The sequence below is a fragment of the Comamonas sp. A23 genome, from assembly GCF_004522605.1.
Lineage (GTDB): Bacteria > Pseudomonadota > Gammaproteobacteria > Burkholderiales > Burkholderiaceae_C > Comamonas > Comamonas thiooxydans.
In genome coordinates, this window is the sequence record NZ_RSDT01000005.1 from 95,005 (window position 1) to 116,865 (window position 21,861).

Here is a 21,861-nt window from a genome sequence, read left to right on the forward strand (position 1 = left end):
TTCGATTTATCGGATTGGAATATGAATACATCCAAAGGTCGCAATGTGGTCGTCGTCGGCACCCAGTGGGGTGATGAGGGCAAGGGCAAGCTGGTTGACTGGCTGACCGAAAGCGCCAACGGCGTCGTGCGTTTCCAGGGCGGTCACAACGCCGGTCACACACTGGTCATCAACGGCGTGAAGACGGCTCTGCACCTGATTCCCAGCGGCATCATGCGTCCCGGCGTGAAGTGCTACATCGGCAACGGTGTGGTGCTCTCCGTGGGCAAGCTGTTTGAAGAAATCGAAGGTCTGGAAAAGGCCGGCGTGCAAGTGCGTGAGCGTCTGCGCGTGTCCGAAGCCTGCCCGCTGATCCTGCCTTTCCACCAGGCTCTGGACGTGGCCCGTGAAGCGGCCCGTGAAAAGGGTGGCGTGCAGAAGATCGGTACCACCGGCAAGGGCATCGGCCCCTCCTACGAAGACAAGATCGCCCGCCGTGCCCTGCGTGTGCAGGACCTGAAGCACCCCGAGCGCTTCGCCACCAAGCTGCGCGAGCTGCTGAGCCTGCACAACCACATTCTGGTGAACGTGCTGGGCTCCAAGAACTTCGACTTCGGTGCCGGCCTGGCTCCCTACATGAAGGACGGCGAAGTTCAGTTCGACGCCGTGTACGAAGAAGCCATGCGTCATGCCGAGCTGATCAAGCCCATGATTGCCGATGTTTCGCGCGAGCTCAATGCCGTTCACGCCGAAGGCGGCAACCTGCTGTTCGAAGGCGCGCAAGGCACGCTGCTGGACGTGGATCACGGCACCTACCCCTATGTCACATCGTCCAACTGCGTGGCCGGCAATGCCGCCGCAGGCGCTGGCGTGGGCCCAGGTCTGCTGCACTACATCCTGGGCATCACCAAGGCTTACTGCACCCGCGTGGGCGGCGGTCCCTTCCCCACCGAGCTGGAATGGGAAAAGGAAGGCACTCCCGGCTGGGTCATGTCCACCGTGGGCGCTGAGAAGGGCGTGACCACCGGTCGTTCGCGCCGCTGCGGCTGGTTCGATGCTGCGCTGCTCAAGCGCTCGGCCCAGATCAACGGTCTGTCCGGTCTGTGCATCACCAAGCTGGACGTGCTGGACGGCATCGAAGAGCTGCAACTGTGCGTGGGCTACGAGCTGGACGGCGAGAAGATCGACCTGCTGCCTCTGGGCGCGGACGATATCGAGCGCTGCAAGCCCATCTACGAATCCATCCCTGGCTGGACAGACTCCACCGTGGGTGTGACCGAGTACGACAAGCTGCCCGTGAACGCTCGCCGCTATCTGGACCGTATCGCCGAAGTGACCGGTGTGCCCATTGCCATGGTGTCCACCAGCCCCGACCGCGACCACACCATCCTGATGCACAACCCGTACAGCGCCGCCTGATCGGGCCGGGTTTTACTGAACTTTCAAAGGAACTGTGCCCATGCTGACAGAAGACGGTAAGCACCTGTATGTGAGCTACGACGAGTACCACGGTCTCATCGAAAAGCTCGCCATCAAGATCCACCAGTCCGGCTGGGAATTCGACACCATCCTGTGCCTGGCACGCGGTGGTCTGCGTCCCGGCGACATCCTGAGCCGCATTTTCGACAAGCCCCTGGCCATCATGTCCACCAGCTCCTACCGCGCCGAAGCCGGCACGGTGCAGGGCCACCTGGACATCGGCCGCTTCATCGCCACGCCCAAGGGCGATATTTCCGGCCGCGTGCTGCTGGTGGACGATCTGGCGGACTCGGGCGCCACGCTCAAGGCCGTGATCGCCATGCTCAAGACCAACTACGCACCTATTACGGAGCTGCGCAGCGCCGTGATCTGGACCAAGGGCGTGTCGACCTTCGAGCCTGATTACTCGGTGGACTTCCTGGCCACCAACCCCTGGATTCACCAGCCTTTTGAAGGCTATGACACGCTGAATCCCGAAAAGCTGGCGGAGAAGTGGAAGGTCTGAGGACCCGTCACCGACGTTGGCAAAGGAGCCCTTTTGGGGCTCCTTTTTTTATAGAGCAATGATGTTCATCAATAGATGAGCGTCATGTGCCTTTATTCCAACGGTTTCAAGCTTTTTTAAAGCTGTACCGTAATAAAAGCAGGAGCTAGCTGCTCCTGTTTTGAATTGTTGTCATGATGCGGCCTGCGCCGATCGGGCAAGCTTGGCGCGGCATTTCAACAAGCTTTGTAAACCAGAAGGCTTGTGTTGGCAGCGGCTGCATTGGCGCAGCTACACTGCATGGATTCTGAGAAGGTGGTGGTTGTGGGACGTCTTTCTATTGGGCGCACTGGCGCTGCTGTGGCATTGGTCGTGGGCGTGGGCGCCGCGGCATGGTTGGGGGCTTCGGCCTTGCCCGGTTTCAAGTCTGCCAAGGCAGCCGCTCCGGCGGTCGCTGCCGCTCCTGTGGTCGCGCCCGCGGCGGCAGTTGCAACCGGTGCACCTGTGTCGCCCGCCGCTGTCAAGCCCGCACAGGCTGCGCGTGCAGTCCAAGGCCCAACGCCCATCTTTGTGCTCAATTCCCTGGATGCATCCATCAGCGTGATCGATCCGCAGACCTGGAAGGAGCAGTCGCGCATTCCCACGGGCAAGGAGCCTCATCACCTGTATCTGACGCCAGACGAGAAGTCGCTGGTGGTGGCCAATGCGCTGGGCGATTCGCTGACTCTGGTGGATCCGCGCACGGGTGCCGTGCAGCGCGTGATCCGCGATATCGTGGACCCATACCACCTGCGCTTTTCGCCGGATATGAAGTGGTTCGTCACGGCAGCCAACCGCCTCAACCACATCGATTTTTACCGCTGGGATGCGGCCACGCAGACGCCGACCCTGGTCAAGCGCGTCTCCACCGGCAAGACGCCCAGCCATTTGTTCATCGACGCGCAGAGCAAGACGCTGTACTCCACCATGCAGGACAGCGACGCCCTGGTGGCCATCGATATCGCCACCCAGACCATCAAGGCCCGAGTGCCCACCGGCCCCATGCCTGCGGACGTCTATGGCAGCCCTGATGGCAAAAAGCTGTTTGTCGGCCTGACGGGCGGCGATGGTGTCGAAGTCTTCGACATCACCGGTCCCGAACCACGCAGCCTGGGTCAGATCAAGACGGCAGCCGGCGCCCATGCCTTCCGCGCTGCTGGCGATGACCGCCATCTGTACGTGAGCAATCGCGTGGCTAATACCATCAGCAAGATCGATATGGTCAGCAGCCAGGTCGTTGCCAATTACCCGGCGCCTGGCGGCCCCGACTGCATGGATGTCTCGGCCGACGGCCGCTACATCTTCGTGGCCTCGCGCTGGGCGCGCAAGCTGTCGGTGATCGACACGGTGGAGAAGAAGGTGGTCAATCAGGTCAATGTGGGCAAGTCGCCTCACGGTGTCTGGACGCTGTCCCACGCCGCGCGCTAAGGTGCTTGTCCCTGCTGCATCGAAACGGCAGGGATGGCTTGGTCTCCGTGTTGGCCACCTCAAGGAGGGTGGATGCAAAGACGTTGTTTCATGCTCGGCTCGCTGGTCGGCGGCCTGTCTGCCGTTCCAGCCTTTGCTGCCGAAGCGGCAAAGAAGATGGCTTCAGGCGTTTGCTCCAAGGCGGTCTACCTGACCTTCGACACCGGGCATATGGGCATAGCCCAGCTTGTCGCCCAGGTGCTGCAAAAGCACAAGGTTCCCGTCACATTCTTTGCGGCCAATGAGGCCACGAAGGAGGGGGGCAGCAGTCTGGGCGACTTCTGGGCGCCCTGGTGGAAGGCGCGTGCCGACGAAGGTCACCAGCTCGCATCCCATACCTTCGACCATATGTACTGGCTGGCCGATATCCGCGACAAGGCCTCGGGTCAGGTCACGCACTTCAAGGTCAAGCCCTCGGCCGGGCCCAGAGCCGGTCAGAGCTTTGTGGTATCTGCCGATGAATACCGCCAGGAGATTGCGCGCTCCGCCCAGCGGCTGACCCAGATCACGGGTCGCAAGACCTTGCCGCTGTATCGTGCACCGGGCGGCAAGACATCGCCCGCGCTGATTGCCGCAGCGCAGCAGGGTGGCTTTCAGCATGTGGGCTGGGCGCCGGCAGGCTTTCTGGGCGACGAGCTGCCCAGCGACAAATATCCGAATGAACGCTTGCTGGCCCAGGCACTCAAAAACATAGGTGGCGGCGATATCTTGCTGGCCCACCTCGGCATCTGGTCGCGCCAGGATCCCTGGGCCCCGGCGGTGCTGGAGCCTCTGATCGTCGGTCTGCTGGATAAGGGTTTTTGCTTTCGTACGCTGGCCGAGCATCCGGCGTACCAGGGCTGGATTGCGCAGCACCGCTGAGTGCTGCAAGAGGAGTGAGTTGTGGATTGGTTGGTTCAGATGTTTGGAGAGGCACAGCAACGCTTGTTTGAAGGCGTGGTTCAGCCGTTTCTGTTCCATTTCGGCATGGCGAACCTGCTCGAAGATGGCTACACGGCCACAGGCTGGCTGCTGGTGGGCTTGCTGCAGATAGCGGTCATGGTCGCGGTGATCGTGCCGCTGCAGCGCTGGAGGCCAGTCGAGCCCTTGGTGGACCGCCAGGCGATTCGCGTGGACATCCTCTACACGCTGATTCACCGGCTGGGATTTTTCCGGTTGGCATTGTTCTTCACGATCGATCCCTTGTGGGATGCCCTCATGGGCAGGCTTCATGTCTTGGGCATGCCCGGCTTTCATCTTGACGATATCTGGCCGGGCGTGACGGACAATGCCTGGGTCAGCCTGTTGATGTATCTGGTCGTCTTCGATCTGGTCGAGTACTGGATTCATCGAGGCCAGCACGGTTTTACCTGGTGGTGGAAGCTGCATGCCGTGCACCACTCGCAGCGCCAGATGACGGTGTGGAGCGACAACCGCAATCACCTGCTAGACGACGTGATCCATGACGCCATCATCGTGCTGGTGGCACAGCTGATTGGCGTGGCTCCGGGGCAGTTCGTGGCCATCGTGGCCCTGACCCAGCTCAGCGAGAGCTTTCAGCATGCCAACGTGCGCATCTGGTTTGGCCAGCTGGGCGAGCGCCTGTGGATCAGTCCACGCTTTCACCGCCGCCACCACGCCATCGGTATCGGCCACGAACCCATGGCGCCCGTGCGCAACAAGAAGGTGCATGGCAACAATTTCGGCGTATTGCTGCCTTGGTGGGACATATTGTTTGGCACGGCCAACTTTGATCTGCGCTATGACCCCACGGGTATTCGCGATCAGGTGCAAGCGAATGCAAAAGGTCAATTGCGCGACTATGGCCGTGGCTTCTGGGCGCAGCAGTGGCTGGCTGTCCTGCGATTGATGGGTCGCGCATAAGTCAATCCTTGAGTATGCTTGCCAGCATGAGCTTGCTACTCGACTCTTTTTGGCGTGCCATGGCGTATTGCCTGCATAAGCGGGTCATTGTCTGGTCACTCTTGCCGCTGCTGGCCATGGCCTTGATGGCCTGGCTTCTGGGTTACTTCTTCTGGGCCGATGCGGTCCTCAAGGTGCAAAGTCTGCTGGACGGGGTGGGCTGGCTGCATTCCTTATGGCTATGGCTGCAGGGGCTGGGCCTTGGGTATGCCTCGGAGGTAGTGGCTTCCATTTTTGTTGTGTTGGGCGCAATGCCGGTACTCGTGGTGCTGGTTTTGCTGCTAGTGGGCCTGTTCATGGCGCCTGTGCTGACGCAGCTGGTGGCCGAGAAACGCTTTGTCGGGCTCGAGAAAAAGCATGGTGGTTCCACCGTAGCCAGCCTGGTCTGGTCGGGCGGCTCCACGTTGATTGCGCTGCTGGCCTTGTTTGTCACTCTGCCGCTATGGGTGTTCCCGCCGCTGATGCTGGTGGTGGCGCCTTTGATATGGGGATGGCTCACCTACAGGGTCATGGCATTTGACGCCTTGTCCGAGCATGCCAGCAAGGACGAGCGCCGGGCCCTGTTTGCCCGTCACCGCATGTCGCTCATTCTGATGGGTGTGATCTGCGGCTATCTGGGCGCAGCACCTGGTGTGGTCTGGATTTCCGGGCTGCTGTTCCTGGCCGCTTTCTGGATTCTGGTTCCGATTGCGATCTGGATCTATGCGCTGGTGTTTGCCTTCTCTGCACTGTGGTTTGCTCACTTCTGCCTGGCGGCGCTGGAGCAAATGAGGGCGCAGACCATGCCAAGTGCTGCCGACCCGCAGGTCCCGTTTGCACCTGGTGCAGATGATTCGGATGGTGCAGCTTCGGTGGCTCGCTGAGAAGCGTCTGCAGCAGGGCGAATCAGGTGTCATGCACCAAAAACAATCCTATTTCTAAATTGCACCATTTTGGTGCAATGATGTTCACCAAAATGGTGCAATTGTGAGGCGTGCTCTGGCAGTGAGACAATGCGCGTCTGTTTGGTGCAGTTTGCAGATGCAGCTCTGGTAAGTGCCTATGTCTTGTGCCGAATATCTTTACACCAAGGCTCGGTTTCGGTGCGCAGATGTTGTTGTGAGGCGCCGAGTTCGAGTTGGCACGCAAACTGCTAGATACTATTCATTCTTTATTTGATCAGCCAAAGTTGGCAGGAGAGATCTAATGGCGAAGACCGTTGCAGACGTGATGCAGATGGTGCAGGATAACGAGGTCAAGTTCGTGGACCTGCGCTTTACCGATACCCGCGGCAAGGAACAGCACGTGACCGTGCCCGTGTCGCACTTCGACGAGGACAAGTTCGCCTCGGGCCATGCTTTCGACGGTTCTTCCGTTGCCGGCTGGAAGGGTATCGAAGCCTCGGACATGCAGCTGGTTCCCGATCCCAACACTGCCAATATCGATCCCTTCTTCGAAGAAACCACACTGATTCTGCAGTGCGATGTGATCGAACCCGGTGATGGCAAGGCCTACGACCGCGATCCCCGCTCCATCGCCAAGCGTGCCGAAGCCTATCTGAAGGCTTCCGGCCTGGGCGATACCGCTTACTTCGGTCCCGAACCCGAATTCTTCATCTTCGACGGCGTGCGCTGGGGTACAGAGCCTCACAACCCCTTCTTCGAAATCGAAGAATACGAGGCTCCCTGGAACACCGGCACCAAGTTCGAAACCGGTAACCGTGGTCACCGTCCTCGCGTCAAGGGTGGCTACTTCCCCGTTCCTCCTGTCGACAGCACTCAGGACATGCGTGCAGAGATGTCGCTGCTGCTGGAAGCGGTCGGCATCCCTGTCGAAGTGTTCCACCATGAAGTGGCCGGCGCCGGTCAGAACGAAATCGGCACACGCTTCTCGACCCTGGTCGAGCGTGCCGACTGGACACAGCTGCAGAAGTACATCATCTGGAACGTGGCCAACACCTACGGCAAGACGGCAACCTTCATGCCCAAGCCCTACGCTGGCGATAACGGCTCCGGCATGCACGTGCACCAGTCCGTGTGGAAGGATGGCAAGAACCTGTTTGCCGGCGACGGCTATGCCGGCCTGTCCGACTTCGCCCTGTACTACATCGGCGGCATCATCAAGCATGCTCGTGCGCTGAACGCCATCACCAACCCCGGCACCAACAGCTACAAGCGTCTGGTTCCCGGCTTCGAAGCGCCCGTGAAGCTGGCCTACTCGGCCAAGAATCGCTCGGCCTCCATCCGTATTCCTTACGTCAGCAATCCCAAGGCTCGTCGCGTGGAAGCCCGCTTCCCCGATCCTCTGATGAACCCCTACCTGGGTTTCGCAGCTCTGCTGATGGCCGGCCTGGACGGCGTGGAAAACAAGATCCATCCCGGCGAAGCCGCGACCAAGGATCTCTACCACCTGCCTCCCGAGGAAGACAAGCTGGTGCCTACCGTCTGCCACAGCCTGGATCAGGCTCTGGAAGCCCTGGACGCCGACCGTGCGTTCCTGACCAAGGGCGGTGTGTTCTCCGACAGCATGCTGGATGCCTACATCGAGCTGAAGATGGGCGAAGTGACTCGCTATCGCCAGTCGGTGCACCCTGTCGAATACGATATGTACTTCTCGCTGTAAAGCAGAGGTCAAAAAAGGCGGCGCAAGCCGCCTTTTTTATTGAGCGCCCGTTGCGGCGGGCATGGCAGCAAAGGAACCAAACGGGTTGGTGGCGGTCAAGTAGTCAATAAAAGCCGCGGGCTTGGAGCGATACTCAGGGTATTGCGGACTTGCGGCTGCCGTCTGCCTGAGAGGACCGAATGAAGAAGTTTTATGTGTTGTCGTTGCTGTGTCTTGCATCCGGGCTGGTTTCTGCCCAGGATGTGATCTACCGCTGCGGCAATGAGTACACCAACAATGTTTCGCAGGCCAAGGCCAAAGGGTGCAAGCCGGTCGATGGCAGTGGCGTGACGGTGATTCACGGCACCAGGCCCTCGGGTGGCAATGCCGCTGCGGCTGCGGCCAAGCCCAAGCCGGCAAGTAGCTCTGCATCGAGCGCGCCGGCCCCGGCCCGCAGCGACAGTGCCGCGCAGAAAGCGCGTGACTCCGATGCACGAGCCATCCTGCAAGGCGAGCTGAACAAGGCCCAGGCCAGACTGGCCGAGCTGAAGGCGGAGTACAACGATGGCAACCCCGTGCGCACGGCGCTGGAGTTGCGCAACCCTCAGGGCTACCCGGAGCGGGTGGCCAAGCTCAAGGCCGATATCACACGCCAGGAAAGTGATATCGCAGGCATCAGGCGAGAGCTGGACCGGCTGCCTGCGGTCAATTAATCCGGCCCCTGGGGCTGGTCATTTTTGGTCTATCGAATGAGTTCCACTGCAGCCCCGCTCCCCGATATCTCCAGGCCTGATCCGGATCAGGCCAATGCTCACGGCTACCAGTCGCTGGACTGGCTTTGCACCCTGATTGCCGTGCTTGACGAGTACGGCATGGTGCGCTTCGTCAACGCGGCGCTGGAAAACGCCCTGGGTCAGTCGCGTCGCATCATGGTGGGCAGTGACTTCGCCACCTGCTTTGCCGAGCCTGCCTTGCTGGACAAGGCGCTCAGCGGCGCCCGTTCCAACGACTTTGCTGCGCTGCGCTTCGAGGCCAGCCTGCTGCGCCTGGGGCAGGAGCCCTTGCCGATTCACGCAGCGGTTTCGCTGGCCGAGAAGGCCGGTCATGTCATGGTGGAGATGTGGCCGCTGGAGCAGCAGGCCCGTCAGGATCGCGAGGAGCGCATCCGAGAGCAGGCGCTGGCGAACAAGGAACTGATCCGCAATCTGGCGCACGAGATCAAGAATCCGCTGGGCGGCATTCGCGGCGCGGCCCAGTTGCTGCAGATGGATCTGGTCACGCCCGAGTTGTTGGAATACACCACGGTCATCATTCACGAGGCCGATCGCCTGCAGGCGCTGGTGGACAGATTGCTGGCTCCGCATCGCCACCCGCATGAGGTGGGCGACGTCAACATCCACGAGGTCTGCGAGCGCGTGCGTTCACTGGTGCTGGTCGAGCATCCTCAGGGGCTCAAGATCACGCGCGACTATGACATTTCCATTCCCGAGTTCAGAGGCGACAGCGCACAGTTGATACAGGCTCTGCTCAATATCGTTCAGAACGCGGCACAGGCGCTGGGGCGGCGCATTGCAGAGGGCGATGCCGAGATCATTCTGAAGACGCGTGTGGCCAGACAAGTCACTCTGGGGCGCGAGCGCTACAGATTGGCACTGGAATTGCATGTAATCGACAACGGGTCAGGCGTGCCAGATGCCATCAAGGAGCGGATTTTCTATCCTTTGGTCTCCGGCAGAGACGGCGGATCCGGCCTGGGGCTGACGCTGGCTCAGACCTTTGTGCAGCGTCACCATGGCCTGATCGAGTGCGAGAGCCAGCCGGGGAGGACGGATTTCCGAATCCTGATACCGCTGCCATAAAGCCTGACATTATCAATATGCAGAAGAAGGGAAGGATGTTGCACGAATGAAGCCAATCTGGATTGTGGACGACGACCCTTCCATCCGCTTTGTGCTTGAAAAGGCATTAGGGCGTGAAGGCTGGCCCATTCGCAGCTTTACCCAGCCGCGTGATGTGCTCAAGGCCCTGGCTGATGTGGACAACAGCGATCCCGAGCGTCAGGCTCCACAGGTGCTGGTCAGCGATATACGCATGCCTGGCGGCTCGGGCCTTGAGCTGCTGGAGCAGGTCAGGGCGCAGCAGCCCGGACTGCCCATGATCATCATGACGGCCTATTCCGATCTGGACAGTGCCGTCTCGGCGTTCCAGCGTGGAGCCTTCGAGTATCTGCCCAAGCCCTTCGACGTACCCAAGGCCGTGGAGTTGATCCGGCGCGCCGTCGAGGAAAGCCAGCGCGAGGAGGTGGCCGATGTGCAGGCTCCGGTGCAGGCGGAAATGCTGGGTCAGGCACCTGCCATGCAGGACGTGTTTCGCGCCATCGGCAGACTGAGTCAGAGTCATGTCACGGTGCTGATCACCGGGGAGTCCGGTGCCGGCAAGGAGCTGGTGGCACGGGCGCTGCATAAGCATTCTCCGGTTGCCGGCGGACCGTTTGTGGCCATCAATACCGCAGCCATTCCGAAAGATCTGCTGGAGTCCGAGCTGTTCGGCCACGAGCGCGGCGCCTTTACCGGCGCGCAGACCCAGCGCAGGGGGCGTTTCGAGCAGGCCGAAGGCGGTACCCTGTTTCTCGATGAAATCGGAGACATGCCGTTCGAGCTGCAGACGCGTCTGCTGCGGGTGCTCTCCGACGGTCATTTCTACCGGGTTGGCGGACATCAGGCCGTCAAGGCCCATGTGCGTGTGATTGCGGCGACGCACCAGGATCTGGAGCTGCGCGTCAAGGACGGAGCTTTCCGCGAGGACTTGTTCCATCGCCTGAATGTGATCCGTCTGCGCCTGCCTGCATTGCGCGAGCGCAAGGAAGACGTGCCCATGCTGACCCAGCATTTCCTGCAGCAAAGCGCGCGTCAGCTGGGGGTTGAGCCCAAACGCATGAGCACGGCCGCCATGAGCCGCCTGCAGGCCTTCAACTTCCCGGGCAATGTGCGCCAGCTGGAAAACATCTGCCACTGGTTGACCGTCATGGCTCCGGCCCAGCAGATTGCACTCAAGGACTTGCCGCCCGAAGTGCTGGGCAGCTCTGCACCGGTGAGTACAGCAGTCTTTGCCAGCGCATTGAGCAGTGGTGTGGGCCTGGACCAGTCCAGGGCAAATCTGCCTGAGGCGGCATCCATGTCCGTGCCGGGCACTGCGGCAACGCCTTTGACCGAAGCTCCGGCATTGACCGATGGCTGGCTGGAAGGGTTGGGCAAGCAGGCCGAGGAGCTTTTGTCGCAAGGCCACCACGATGTATGGGATCAGCTGTCCCATCAGTTCGAGGCTCAGTTGCTGCGAACGGCCCTGGCAGCCACGCATGGTCGCAGAGTCGAGGCTGCCAGCCGGCTGGGGATTGGCCGCAACACCATCACCCGGAAGCTGCAGGAGCTGGGGCTGGAAAACGAGAATTTCGACTGAAGCAGTGCAGTGGTCACTCGCTTTCGCGGTGGGTTTTATCCGTCCTACATGGTGCAATCACGGTTGACGACATGAGGTAGATGGCGCAGGGATAAAAATCAACAGGCCTCTTGTTGATTGGACTGTTTGCGTTGTCTGCCTTGCCTTTACCCATCTCTTTCCCGCCTGCACCGGAGTCTTTCCCGCGGGATGCGAACGCCTTGTCGCCATTGCTGCAGATGCCGGAGGCCGAGGAGGCCTTCTGGCACGAGCGCTATATGTGCGAGCCTTACTTTGTCCCGGGGCGTAGCTTTGATCAGTATTACCCCGCCTATCTGCTGGGCTGGCAGGCCGGCAGATATCGGGCTCGGCAGACGGCTTCGGGGAGGAGCAGGAGTTTCGAATCCCTGGAGGCCGAGTTGCGCCAGCATTGGTCGCGGCATTGCGGGGGCAGCCTGCTGGACTGGTCTCAGGTCAGAGCTGCCGTCAAGGCAGCCTGGCGCCGTGCGATTGTTCCACCCCTGTCCAAGCCTTGCGCGGAGGCTGTACTGGGCCAGATGGCGAAGAACAGTCTTGCTCTGGCATTACAGGCAGGACGGCGTTTTGCGCAAAGCTCCAGACTGTTCTTGACGACTGCGGACTCCAGCATGGCTGTCGATGCCCTGCGCCGCTTCTCGCAGGATTCGCACAAGCTGGTTTCCGAACTGGAGGAGCTGCTTGATGGTGTTCCGGTCGCCCCGCTATCCATGGCCTTGGATGAGGGCGGTCTGCTGGAGCGAGTGCGCAAGACCTGGCTTGACTACTTGGGGGAGACGGCGGCCGAAACCTGGCTGGATGTGCTGCGGCGCTTGCAGACCTGGCTGGAGCGCACGGAGCACACTGTTCAGCTGGATTTGCCGGTCAAAGTCGCCAAGCTGCTCAAACGCCATGTGATGCTGTTGCGTGGCCAGCTGCAGGCCTTGCAGTGGCTGAGCCATGGCGCCGCCTGATCCGCGTCCCGCCTCAGTTCAGTGTGACAACCACGGGGGCGTGGTCGCTGGGCTGTTTGTTCTTGCGCGGAGCACGGTCCACGCTGCAGGCGCTGACCTTGCTCTTGAGAGCCTCGCTGACCAGAATATGGTCGATGCGCAGGCCGCGATTCTTCTGAAAGCCCAGCATGCGGTAATCCCACCAGGAGTAGCTTTTTTCCGGCTGCTCGAACATGCGGAAGGCATCGCTCAAGCCCAGCTGCAGCAGGCGCTGGAAATGGTCGCGTTCCTCTACCGTGTGGTGGATCGTGTCCTTGAGGCCGACGGGGTCGTAGGAGTCGCGATCTTCGGGAGCCACGTTGAAGTCCCCCACCAGCACCAGGCGCGGATGCAGGGTCATCTGGTTCTGGATCCAATCGTGCAACGCCTGCAGCCAGCGCATCTTGTAGGCAAATTTTTCCGAGCCAGGTTCCTGGCCGTTGACGAAGTAGCCGTTGATCAGACGAATTTCGCCGTTCGGCGAGTCTATGGTCGTGGCAATGATGCGGGCCTGTTCGTCGTCAAGCCCGGGAATGTTGCGCACCACATCGCGTCCCGTGTCGCGCGTGATCCAGGCTACGCCGTTATAGGTCTTCTGGCCGTGGCTGACTGCCTTGTAGCCAGCTTCCTCGAACGCCATGTGCGGGAACTTGTCGTCGGTGAGCTTGAGCTCCTGCAGTCCCAGTGCATCGACGGGGTTGGCGGCAAGCCAGTCCAGCACCTGCGGCAGTCGTACGGACAAGGAGTTCACATTCCAGGTGGCAATTTTCATTGTCATATAAGCCCACTTGATTTCAATGGGTTGCGTATCTGATTTTCAGGTTCCTAGCTCTAGCTACCCAGCTAGCTACCTAAAAAAGGTGTTCAAAAGATGGTCGTGCTTTCAGCTCCTTCTATCGTATCAGCCACATAGTTCCCGCTGAGCGAGCGCGTTTTGGAATAAGGCGGCCAAGTTGCAGTCGCAAGCCTATGAGTGATGAACATGCCTTTGAGCCGTCGCACATGTGGCATCACATGCACACGCACGTGCCGTGCCGGTGTAACAGCCAGAGTGCGATCAGGCTACGCACACGCTCCAGGGCCTTGACGGCTTGTACCAGCGAGGTGACTGAGCCATGTCACTGCAACAAGGCTGGGTCGGCATCTCCGTCAGGCTCGTATTTGGGTGAGTGCCATTGGCTAAAACATATGACGGATACCGACGCCGAAGCCTGTCTGGTTGATTCCGGCGACCGGCAGGCTGCCAGCCTGGCCGCTGCTAGCGCTGAATGTGGCATTGCCGCTGTTCTTCATGTGTCCCAGTGACGCGTAGGCGGCGGTTCGTTTGGAGAGGTGGTAGGTGCCACGCAGCACCATGAACTGGCCTTTGTCGCGATTGGACTTGTACTGGAGCCGGTAGTACTGGGTGTCGAAAGTCCATGCCCCTGCGGGATATGAAAGGCCGACGAACCACAGGTCGCTGCGGGGGGAGACCTTGTAGCCATCGTTGTCGCGGCGCAGAAATCCCGCTCCAATCTTGATTCCGTTGAATTTCACATAACCGTTGAGCATGGTGCGCTTGTCGCTCATGCTGCTTTGGCTTAGACCACCAAATGCACCCGAGCCCCCCTTGAGTACGTCATGAGCCAGCGCAGCCCCCCAACTGGCGGAGTCGTACTTGAGCAACATCGACCATTCGCGGCAAGCATTCCTGTCGGTGCCACTCTCGCCGGCACAATTTGTGCCGGCGGGGCTAGGGCCAGCATTGACCGTATCGCGCCCAAAGCTGTAGGTCATGCCAACGGTCAGTCCTGAGAATGTGCCCTTGTAGGAGATGGCGTTGTCGGCGCGTGCATTCGGAAAATAGCTGTCGAAGTTCGCAATGCTGTGCATACCCGGCCCGATGACATCGGCGTCATGCATCGACCAAAACAGCATCGTGTACTGCCGGCCAAGGCCAACCTGACCCCAGGGGCCGTTCAGGCCAACAAACGACTGTCGCCCAAACCCGCGCCCACCTTGGTTCAAGACGCCTGAATCAGGTGCGATGCCCATTTCGAGAACGAACTGGGCACTTATTCCTCCCCCCAAATCTTCACGGCCACGAAATCCCAGCCTGGATGGAATGTTGCCCGCATTGCTGGGGATGCGCGTGAGCCCAGAACCAGTGGCACCCACATGGTTGATGTGCTCGACAGCGGTGTCGAGCAGCCCATAGATTGTGATGCTTGCTTGGGCATGACAGGTGCCTCCCACCCACAGGAATGCAGCGGCACAGAAAAATTGCTTGTTCATCGGGGTCTCCTCCAGCATTGCGGTCCAACGTTCGCATGCACCTCAGGCGATAGCCGTCGGCAGTGGCGAGCAATCAGCCTGTTCGCTGAGCTCCATCAGCAGCTGCATACACAACTGTCCGCGCTCGGCAGCGCGCTCATGCCACAGGTTGTGTTGCTCGAGCGGATCGGCGTGCAGGTCGTAGAGCTCGCACAGCTCGGGCAAGTTGCTCAAGGTCAGGCGCCATTCTTCGTTGACGAGGCTGCGAAGGCGGTAGCGGTGCGTTCTTCCGTGCGGCAGCACCACGGGCTCGCTTTCGACAATGACACCAGGGCGCGATGGGACTGTTTGCGACTGCCCGTCCAGCCAGGGCAGCAGATTGAGTCCCTGAATCCCGTTGTAGGGGGCGAGCCCGCAGCGCGCCAGCACGGTCTTGGCAATGTCGATGGTTCCGGATGGCAGATCCAGGACTGGAGGAGCGGCCCGGCTGCATGGGTCCTTCCAGATGAAGGGTACGCGCGTGAGCCCACTGAAATGCATGGCACCCTTGAGCACGATGCCGTGGTCGCCCATCATGTCGCCGTGGTCGCTGGTGAAGATGATGACGGTGTCGTCCTCTATGCCCAACTCCTGAAGAGTATGGAGTAACTGCCCGACCTGCTCGTCGATCATGCTCACCATGCCGTAGGTCAGGGCCAGCGTTTCCTGGCATTCACGGCTGGTTACGGCGTAGGCGCCGTAACCCTCGCGGGAGCCTCCCTCTCTGGTGTAGCGATGAACGTCGACCAGCAGTTGAGAGTTGCCGGGCTTGCCGAAGCTGGGTGGCAATGGCATGTCCTCAGGCTGGTACATATCCCAGAACCGTCCCGGAGGGGTGAACGGATGGTGCGGATCGGGAAAGGACAGGTTGAGAAAGAACGGCTTGCCGGGTGAACCCTGCACATGCTTTCTGAGCCAATCGCAGCCGCGCTCCCCCACCCAGGCCGAGGGGTACAGTGCCTCAGGCATGGCCGTGCGCCATGCCTGCGGCGCGCTGTAGCCTGGCGAAGGCAGGGCGTTGGCGCGGCCGCGCAGACTGTCGGGTGCGGGGTGGCGTTGGGCCAGCCAGCGGGCATAGTCACCGTCGACCTGGTCGCCGTGGAACGTAGCCAGCTCCACATGTTCGAAGCCGTAGTAAGGGGTGGTCACCGCCATGCGCTTGCCACTGCGCCAATCGGGCGTCCATTCGTTCAAATACCCGTCGCCGTCACGCTGGCGCTTTCGTGCGTCCAGTAGCTCGAGCGGCGGCGCGACACCTTGGTCAGCATGGCTCCAGCGACGGCGAGCCGGGCCGTCATAGCCAAAAGACTGCAGGTGAGACTTGCCTATGAGTGCCGTGGCATAGCCTCCTGCACGCAGCAGTTCCACAAAGGTAGTGTGATCGCGCGAGAGGCTGATGCCGTTGTGCACCACGCCATGCAGCGACGGCAGCCGTCCGGTCATCAGCGTGGCGCGATTGGACATGCAGGTGGTGCTGGCAGCGTGAAAGTTACTGGCGCGTACGCCGGTGCGGGCCAGGCGGTCAATGTTTGGTGTCTGCAGCAGCGCGTTGCCCGCGCAGCCCAGGTGGTCGGCACGCTGCTGGTCGGTGACGATCAGCAGCACGTTGGGAGTCTTGTTCGTCATGGGCCGGCTTTCAGTCGGCAGTGATGCCAAGTTCTTTCACAAGCTTGCCGTAGCGCTTGTAGTCGGCGCGGGTCTTTTCGGCGAAAGCGCTGCGTGACTGGTTTTCCACGCTCTGGTACAGGTTTTTGAACTGGGCTGCGACCTCGGGTTTGGCCAGAATCTCGCGCAAGGTCTTGTTGATGTCGTCAGCCAGCGCGGGGTCCATGTTGCGGGGGCCATAGACGCCGAAGGAAATGTCGACCTCCACCCCTGCAAAGCCTTGTTCCTGCATGGTTGGCAAGCTGGGCAGAAAAGAGCTGCGGGCCTTGTCTGCCACGGCCAGCGGTACCAGGCGCCCCGCATCGATCAGGGGCTTGGCAACAGGCATGCCGAGGAAGGTCAGCATCACGTGGCTGCCCAGCACGTCGTTGATCGCCGGTGTCGTGCCTTTGTAGGGCACATGGCGCAATTGCACGCGAGCTACCTTGTTGAACAGCTCGCCCACGATATGCATGGGAGACCCATTGCCCGAGGTGGCGTAGCCCAGGTCGGGCTGTGTCTTCGCCATCCGGGCCACATCGCCCGCCGTTTTTGCACCGAGTCTGGGGTTGGCGAGCATCAGCATGGAGGCTGATGAGAGCAGAGCGATCGGAGTGTAGTCCTTGACGACATCGGCATGCTGCCCGCCCGCCGGCAGCACGTGAGGGACCATGGTGAAGGTATTCGGTGTCACCAGCAGGGTGTGGCCGTCGGCCTCGGCGCGGGCTACGGAGTCGTTGCCCAGGTTGCCCGACGCTCCCGCCCTGTTCACCACGATGACGGGATTCTTCCAGCGCGCTTGAAGCTGGGGCGCCAACAGGCGTGCTATCTGGTCGGGAGCCCCTCCTGGCGGGAACGAGACGACCAAGGTAATGGGCCTGTCCGGATGTGTGGGCATGCCGGTTTGCGCGGCCGCGCCCCAAGCTGCCCCGCCGAGGCCGAGGCAAAGGGGGAGTAATAGTTGTCCAAGCAGGTGGGGCATCTGTGTGTCTCCGGCGATTTTGAATGTTTGCCGAACTTTACTTAGCGCTCGCGTGCTGTCACAGTGGGTGCAAGATTGAAACAGCTTCAAGCAGAATTTGTAAATCCATGGACAGGCTTAGACTCATCACCACATTCATGAACGTGGCTGAGGCAGAGAATTTCAGCCGTGCCGCGCAATCGCTGCACCTGACGCCACAGGCTGTGAGTCTGCAAATATCACAGCTCGAATCGTGGTTGGGCGTGCGCCTGTTCCACCGCTCCACGCGCCGCATGGCATTGACGGAAGACGGTCGTGTGTTCTATGAGCGTTGCCGCGTCGGTCTTCAGTCGATCGACCAGGGCGAGCGCGAATTGCGCGACCGCGCAAGCGGCATCACCGGCTCGATCAAGGTGGCCTCAAGCCTGAGTCTCGGGCAATTGCTGGTGGCGCCACTGCTGGCACAGTTCAATGAAAGCTATCCCGATATCCGCATCGAACTCGTGACACAGAACCCCTGGCCCGACACGGTGGACCTGGGCATGGACATCGGTGTGATCGGCGGACCACTGCTCAACGTATCGCTGGTCGCGCGCAGAGTCGGGCGCTTCACTCACATGCTCTGCGCCGCGCCTGCTTATCTGGCCGCCAAGGGGACACCCAAGAGCCCGCAGGAACTGCTGCAGCACTGCTGCATCGGCCTGAGGCACCCACGCACCAACCGCATCTGGCCCTGGACCTTTCAATCGGCCCGCCGGCAGACGATGCTGGAGCCGCCGTTCTCCTTCATCACGCAGGACCCTGCCGTACAGCGGCAGCTCGTGCTGCAGGGGGCAGGCATCGGCCAACTGACAGATTACTTTGCGCGACCTCTCATAGCCAGCGGAGCGCTGGTAGAGCTCCCCCTCGGCTACAGCGGCCCTCGTCTGGACGTGCATGTTTTCATTCCCCAGCGCGAACACACCCCCCGGCGCATCAAGTTGCTCAATGATTTCCTCTATGAAAGGCTCAAGCAGTTCTTTCACAGCTAAAAGACTAAGGATAGAAGGGCCCTGGTCGATAGCGAGGGCTGCAGATGGAGGAGTGGGAGTACACCAGAATAGGCACCTGGCGCATCAATGCTGTGCACGCAAATGGTGAGTTCGGGCATGTTTCCTCGCTGCGAAACTCACGCGAGTTGGACACCTCTCCAACCACCCGACAGGCGAGCCTGCCAGCTGTCCACGGGGGCTTTGACGATCCAAATCTGGTTCAGCCTGTGGGTTGGCAGCAGATCAAGATCTGGTGCAGACAAGGTTGTCTGCAGCGATCCCATTCAGGGCTTCGAGAGGCTGGACTTTCTGGAGGGACATGGTCTTTCTTGATGCCTTCGAAAAGCAAATTGCTCACAAGCGGGTGTGCAGGTCTTTGCTACATTGAGCCCATGAAACATGCTTCAAGCCTGGCAGGGATGATGATCGTCGTGGCGGCAACCGGTGGCTGCGCGCAATCGGTTTCCGTCAATTTTGGCAACCCCTCTGAGGCCAACTGCAAAAAGCAGGGTGGCGTGCTGCGCACCGAGAAGGGGGCGGATGCTGATCGAAATACCTGCGTGCTGCCTGACGGCTCTGCTTTTGAGGAGTGGGTGCAGCACGCGCGGCAGCCGTCCGCGAAATAGGTCGAGGCCCAGACCTGGCTTCAGGCAGTGGCAGGACGCTGCTCAGGCCAGAGCTGTCTTGATGCCGCGAGGGCTGGCAGGCGTGGAAGATGGCTTCAATCGCGCAGCACCACGGAGTGCTCGAAATTTTCCGATATGGCCTGTGTGCCGTCGTCAAAGACCAGTACGCGCTCGGGCCAGCGCATGGCGGCAAGCTTGCTGCGCTGCACGGGGTTGTCGCCGCGCAGGCGGTCTAGCCAGCGGGCACCCACCGAATAGTCCACGCAGAACACATTGCCGCGCAGGCCGTGCCATGACAGCGGGGGCGTGCCGCCAAACAGGTTTTCAAACTGCGAGCCATGCGCCGGTGCGTCGGCCGGGCGCAGGCGGCGCCAGTAGTGGCCGACGATGACGGCGGGCGCTTCTTCATATTCATTCCACCAGCCCACGCGTTCGACAAAACGCCATTTGCCGCCTGCGTAAAAGGGGTTGCGGCATTCGCGCTCCACGCCGGCCGTCAGCACCTTCAAAGGATTGACCATGGCCTTGTTGAGTTCGTTTTCGCTGTGCGCTTGCAAAAAGGGGGGCTCGTGGCGATAGTCTTCCAGGCTGTAGGGCCAGCTCAGTTCTTCCTGGCGCATGCGTTCGGCCACGCACTGGGCAACGGACTGCTCTTCGGCAATTGTCTCGAAGTGGTCGTAGGCGGCGCGTGCGCTGCCGCTGGGCAGCTGGCGAATCATGGCGATCTGTTCGGGCCTCCAGGCGGCGTGAACAATGCGCAGATCCTCACGCTCCAGTGCGATCGGCAACTGGCCGAGCCGCTCGAGCATGGCGGGAGTCTGCTCGGCCGGCATGCGTGCAAAAGGCGCGTACTTGGGCTGGTCGGAGTCGATGCGGCTGTCGAAGAACCAGCCCGAGCCATCCTTGGCATCTTCGCGCAGCAGATTGATTTCGTGGTTGCCCAGCACCGCATGGGCCGTGCCCGAGGCCAGCATGGCGCCGACCAGCGCGAGCACGGAAGGGCTGTCCGGCCCGCGGTCGCAGAAGTCGCCGACAAACACCAGTCGCCGTCCTTCGGGGTGATTGCCCTGCAGGTCGTAGCCCAGATGGCCCAGCAATTGCACCAGCGCGGCGTATTCGCCGTGGATATCGCCAACGATATCGAGGGCGCCAGGAGGCAGGGGCTGGACTAGGCTCATGATGAAGGGCGATAGGCTTGCGGGTTTTGAGGGCTCAGGCTGCAGCAGGCTGCCTTGCCATTGTCATACGGCAGTCATGCAATGAAGCTGACAATTGTTGCAACGCAACACCGCTAAGGCAAGAGAGTTTTGTCTCTTGCCGGACTGCTGGCCGCCCCGTGCCGATACGATCCCGCACGGCACGAGACAAGGGTCAGCCCCGGCGCTCGAAGCGCACAAAGCAGTAGGGAAGGCCATTGGCGGAGACATGCTCGCTGCGGCTCACGGCTTGCCACTGCTCGCCCAGTTCGGGGGCAAAGGCATCGCCTTCGAAGTCGCGGCCGATTTCGGTCACTTCCACGGCATCGGCCAGCGGCAGAGCCTGGGCATAGATCTGCGCGCCGCCGATGACCCAGACGTCTTGCGAGAGCTTGTGGCCCAGTTCCAGCGCTTCTGGCAGGCTGGCGGCGCGCAGGATCTGATCGGACGCCGGTTCGGCTTGCCAGTCGGCCTGGCGGGTGACGACGATATTGCTGCGGCCCGGCAGGGGACGAAAGCGCGGCGGCAGCGAGTCCCAGGTCTTGCGGCCCATGATGACGGCGCAGCCCCGGGTCAGTTCCTTGAAATGCGCCATGTCTTCGGGCAGATGCCAGGGCATGGTGTTGTCCTTGCCGATGACGCCGTTGGCTGCGCGGGCGTAAATGAGTTGAATGGCCATAGCTATCAATAAAGAAGCTGCTGGCGCTTGCTATTCATGGACTTCAGATATGAAAGTATTTGAAATCGCAGGATGGCAAGCGCAAGCAGCTTTGATTTTTACAGTGATCCGCAGGAGTGCTGCTCAGACCGCCACAGGCGCCTTGATGCCGGCATGGTGCTGATAGTCCAGCACTTCGAAGTCTTCGTACTCGTAGTCGAAGATGGATGCGGGCTTGCGCTTGATGTTCAGCGTCGGATAGGCGAAGGGCTGGCGCGACAGCTGGGTCTGCACCTGCTCGAAGTGGTTGTTGTAGATATGGCAATCGCCGCCGGTCCAGATGAAGTCACCCACTTCCAGGCCGCATTGCTGGGCCAGCATATGGGTCAGCAGCGCATAGCTGGCGATGTTGAAGGGCACGCCCAGGAAGATGTCGGCGCTGCGCTGGTAGAGCTGGCAACTGAGCTTGCCGTCGGCCACATAGAACTGGAAGAAGGAGTGGCAGGGCATGAGCGCCATCTGGTCCAGCTCGGCCACGTTCCAGGCGCTGACGATGATGCGGCGGCTGTCGGGATTGCTCTTGAGCTGCTTGACGACTTCGGCAATCTGGTCGACATGCGTGCCGTCGGCCTTGGGCCAGCTGCGCCATTGCACGCCGTAGACCGGGCCCAGGTCGCCGGTTTGCTTGTCGGCCCACTCGTCCCAGATGGTGCAGCCGCGTTCCTGCAGCCACTTCACATTGCTGTCGCCGCGCAGAAACCACAGCAGTTCCAGAATGATGGATTTCAGGTGCACCTTCTTGGTGGTGACCAGGGGGAAGCCTTCATTGAGGTTGAAGCGCATCTGATAGCCGAACACGCTGCGCGTGCCCGTGCCCGTGCGGTCGGTCTTGGACGCGCCGTGCTCGTACACATGGCGCATAAAGGTTTCGTACTGGCAGCGCACGGGGCGCAGGGTGCTGGTGCTGGAGTTCATGGTGCAAAAAGCGGTCAAAGACTGGCAAAGACAGGCTGTGCTGGCAGCGTACACAAGGTGCCGCAGCTCTTGAAGAGGGTGGGCCCGCAGGGCCGCGATAGCCGAA

At 60.9% G+C, this 21,861-nt stretch carries 20 protein-coding genes; 13 read left to right on the forward strand and 7 right to left on the reverse strand.

Features of this window, described 5'->3' with window-relative positions:
* Window positions 1-21: 21 nt before the first annotated feature.
* The 11 genes from EIC84_RS13410 (at window position 22) to EIC84_RS13460 (ending at window position 12,354) form a co-directional block, all read left to right on the forward strand.
* Entirely contained in the window at window positions 22-1,398 is a 1,377-nt protein-coding gene (locus tag EIC84_RS13410) for an adenylosuccinate synthase (protein WP_003063796.1), read from the forward strand.
* Window positions 1,399-1,438: 40 nt separating this feature from the next.
* Entirely contained in the window at window positions 1,439-1,963 is a 525-nt protein-coding gene (locus tag EIC84_RS13415) for a phosphoribosyltransferase (RefSeq protein ID WP_003063794.1), read from the forward strand.
* A gap of 279 nt (window positions 1,964-2,242) precedes the next feature.
* The gene (locus EIC84_RS13420) at window positions 2,243-3,409 is read left to right on the forward strand and encodes a YncE family protein (protein ID WP_003063790.1); all 1,167 of its coding nucleotides are present in this window, start codon (window positions 2,243-2,245) and stop codon (window positions 3,407-3,409) included.
* A 72-nt stretch (window positions 3,410-3,481) separates the two neighbouring features.
* Entirely contained in the window at window positions 3,482-4,309 is an 828-nt protein-coding gene (locus EIC84_RS13425) for a polysaccharide deacetylase family protein (RefSeq protein ID WP_034361734.1), read from the forward strand.
* A 21-nt stretch (window positions 4,310-4,330) separates the two neighbouring features.
* Window positions 4,331-5,311 (forward strand): sterol desaturase family protein, encoded by a 981-nt coding sequence (locus tag EIC84_RS13430; RefSeq protein WP_003063786.1) that lies wholly within the window; start codon window positions 4,331-4,333, stop codon window positions 5,309-5,311.
* A gap of 14 nt (window positions 5,312-5,325) precedes the next feature.
* Window positions 5,326-6,213, forward strand: a complete 888-nt coding sequence (locus EIC84_RS13435; RefSeq protein WP_003063784.1) for an EI24 domain-containing protein — start codon at window positions 5,326-5,328, stop codon at window positions 6,211-6,213.
* 322 nt (window positions 6,214-6,535) lie between these two features.
* Entirely contained in the window at window positions 6,536-7,951 is a 1,416-nt protein-coding gene (gene glnA, locus EIC84_RS13440; RefSeq protein WP_003063782.1) for a type I glutamate--ammonia ligase, read from the forward strand.
* A 179-nt stretch (window positions 7,952-8,130) separates the two neighbouring features.
* On the forward strand, window positions 8,131-8,643 hold the full coding sequence (locus EIC84_RS13445) for a hypothetical protein (protein WP_003063780.1): 513 nt from the start codon (window positions 8,131-8,133) through the stop codon (window positions 8,641-8,643).
* 36 nt (window positions 8,644-8,679) lie between these two features.
* Window positions 8,680-9,789 carry a nitrogen regulation protein NR(II) gene (glnL, locus tag EIC84_RS13450; RefSeq protein WP_003063778.1) on the forward strand — a complete coding sequence of 370 codons (1,110 nt, stop codon included), beginning with the start codon at window positions 8,680-8,682 and terminating at the stop codon, window positions 9,787-9,789.
* 46 nt (window positions 9,790-9,835) lie between these two features.
* Window positions 9,836-11,386, forward strand: coding sequence for a nitrogen regulation protein NR(I) (gene ntrC / locus EIC84_RS13455; RefSeq protein WP_003063776.1), 1,551 nt, complete (start codon window positions 9,836-9,838; stop codon window positions 11,384-11,386).
* A 200-nt stretch (window positions 11,387-11,586) separates the two neighbouring features.
* A complete protein-coding gene (locus tag EIC84_RS13460; protein WP_223305606.1) occupies window positions 11,587-12,354 on the forward strand; it encodes a hypothetical protein in 768 nt (255 codons plus the stop codon).
* 13 nt (window positions 12,355-12,367) lie between these two features.
* On the opposite strand, the gene xth is transcribed toward EIC84_RS13460, so the two are convergent.
* From xth to EIC84_RS13480, 4 genes are all read right to left on the reverse strand, one after another.
* Window positions 12,368-13,144: an exodeoxyribonuclease III gene (gene xth / locus EIC84_RS13465; protein ID WP_003063772.1), complete on the reverse strand. Its 777-nt coding sequence runs from the start codon at window positions 13,142-13,144 to the stop codon at window positions 12,368-12,370.
* Window positions 13,145-13,551: 407 nt separating this feature from the next.
* Complete coding sequence (locus EIC84_RS13470) at window positions 13,552-14,646, reverse strand: porin (protein ID WP_003063770.1); 1,095 nt, start codon at window positions 14,644-14,646, stop codon at window positions 13,552-13,554.
* Window positions 14,647-14,688: 42 nt separating this feature from the next.
* Window positions 14,689-16,290, reverse strand: coding sequence for a sulfatase (locus tag EIC84_RS13475; RefSeq protein ID WP_003063768.1), 1,602 nt, complete (start codon window positions 16,288-16,290; stop codon window positions 14,689-14,691).
* A gap of 10 nt (window positions 16,291-16,300) precedes the next feature.
* Window positions 16,301-17,206: a tripartite tricarboxylate transporter substrate binding protein gene (locus EIC84_RS13480; RefSeq protein ID WP_080554119.1), complete on the reverse strand. Its 906-nt coding sequence runs from the start codon at window positions 17,204-17,206 to the stop codon at window positions 16,301-16,303.
* 191 nt (window positions 17,207-17,397) lie between these two features.
* Here EIC84_RS13480 and EIC84_RS13485 point away from each other — a divergent pair, with 191 nt between their 5' ends.
* The gene (locus tag EIC84_RS13485) at window positions 17,398-18,300 is read left to right on the forward strand and encodes a LysR family transcriptional regulator (protein ID WP_003063765.1); all 903 of its coding nucleotides are present in this window, start codon (window positions 17,398-17,400) and stop codon (window positions 18,298-18,300) included.
* 392 nt (window positions 18,301-18,692) lie between these two features.
* Window positions 18,693-18,926 (forward strand): DUF333 domain-containing protein, encoded by a 234-nt coding sequence (locus tag EIC84_RS13490; RefSeq protein WP_231879701.1) that lies wholly within the window; start codon window positions 18,693-18,695, stop codon window positions 18,924-18,926.
* A gap of 95 nt (window positions 18,927-19,021) precedes the next feature.
* On the opposite strand, the gene EIC84_RS13495 is transcribed toward EIC84_RS13490, so the two are convergent.
* The 3 genes from EIC84_RS13495 to EIC84_RS13505 all read right to left on the reverse strand — a co-directional run bounded on the left by EIC84_RS13495 (window position 19,022) and on the right by EIC84_RS13505 (window position 21,755).
* Window positions 19,022-20,104, reverse strand: coding sequence for a metallophosphoesterase (locus EIC84_RS13495; RefSeq protein WP_003063763.1), 1,083 nt, complete (start codon window positions 20,102-20,104; stop codon window positions 19,022-19,024).
* A 193-nt stretch (window positions 20,105-20,297) separates the two neighbouring features.
* Entirely contained in the window at window positions 20,298-20,801 is a 504-nt protein-coding gene (locus EIC84_RS13500; protein WP_003063762.1) for a dihydrofolate reductase, read from the reverse strand.
* 123 nt (window positions 20,802-20,924) lie between these two features.
* Window positions 20,925-21,755, reverse strand: a complete 831-nt coding sequence (locus EIC84_RS13505) for a thymidylate synthase (protein WP_034361728.1) — start codon at window positions 21,753-21,755, stop codon at window positions 20,925-20,927.
* Between the last annotated feature and the right edge of the window lie 106 nt (window positions 21,756-21,861).

Bases quoted from the DNA above. Each gene is read 5' to 3' on its own strand.
- EIC84_RS13410 (WP_003063796.1), top strand. From the start codon at position 22: ATGAATACATCCAAAGGTCGCAATGTGGTCGTCGTCGGCACCCAGTGG.
- EIC84_RS13415 (WP_003063794.1), top strand. From the start codon at position 1,439: ATGCTGACAGAAGACGGTAAGCACCTGTATGTGAGCTACGACGAGTAC.
- EIC84_RS13420 (WP_003063790.1), top strand. From the start codon at position 2,243: ATGGATTCTGAGAAGGTGGTGGTTGTGGGACGTCTTTCTATTGGGCGC.
- EIC84_RS13425 (WP_034361734.1), top strand. From the start codon at position 3,482: ATGCAAAGACGTTGTTTCATGCTCGGCTCGCTGGTCGGCGGCCTGTCT.
- EIC84_RS13435 (WP_003063784.1), top strand. From the start codon at position 5,326: ATGCTTGCCAGCATGAGCTTGCTACTCGACTCTTTTTGGCGTGCCATG.
- glnA (WP_003063782.1), top strand. From the start codon at position 6,536: ATGGCGAAGACCGTTGCAGACGTGATGCAGATGGTGCAGGATAACGAG.
- EIC84_RS13445 (WP_003063780.1), top strand. From the start codon at position 8,131: ATGAAGAAGTTTTATGTGTTGTCGTTGCTGTGTCTTGCATCCGGGCTG.
- glnL (WP_003063778.1), top strand. From the start codon at position 8,680: ATGAGTTCCACTGCAGCCCCGCTCCCCGATATCTCCAGGCCTGATCCG.
- ntrC (WP_003063776.1), top strand. From the start codon at position 9,836: ATGAAGCCAATCTGGATTGTGGACGACGACCCTTCCATCCGCTTTGTG.
- xth (WP_003063772.1), bottom strand. From the start codon at position 13,144: ATGAAAATTGCCACCTGGAATGTGAACTCCTTGTCCGTACGACTGCCG.
- EIC84_RS13470 (WP_003063770.1), bottom strand. From the start codon at position 14,646: ATGAACAAGCAATTTTTCTGTGCCGCTGCATTCCTGTGGGTGGGAGGC.
- EIC84_RS13475 (WP_003063768.1), bottom strand. From the start codon at position 16,290: ATGACGAACAAGACTCCCAACGTGCTGCTGATCGTCACCGACCAGCAG.
- EIC84_RS13480 (WP_080554119.1), bottom strand. From the start codon at position 17,206: ATGCCCACACATCCGGACAGGCCCATTACCTTGGTCGTCTCGTTCCCG.
- EIC84_RS13485 (WP_003063765.1), top strand. From the start codon at position 17,398: ATGGACAGGCTTAGACTCATCACCACATTCATGAACGTGGCTGAGGCA.
- EIC84_RS13490 (WP_231879701.1), top strand. From the start codon at position 18,693: ATGAAACATGCTTCAAGCCTGGCAGGGATGATGATCGTCGTGGCGGCA.
- EIC84_RS13495 (WP_003063763.1), bottom strand. From the start codon at position 20,104: ATGAGCCTAGTCCAGCCCCTGCCTCCTGGCGCCCTCGATATCGTTGGC.
- EIC84_RS13500 (WP_003063762.1), bottom strand. From the start codon at position 20,801: ATGGCCATTCAACTCATTTACGCCCGCGCAGCCAACGGCGTCATCGGC.
- EIC84_RS13505 (WP_034361728.1), bottom strand. From the start codon at position 21,755: ATGAACTCCAGCACCAGCACCCTGCGCCCCGTGCGCTGCCAGTACGAA.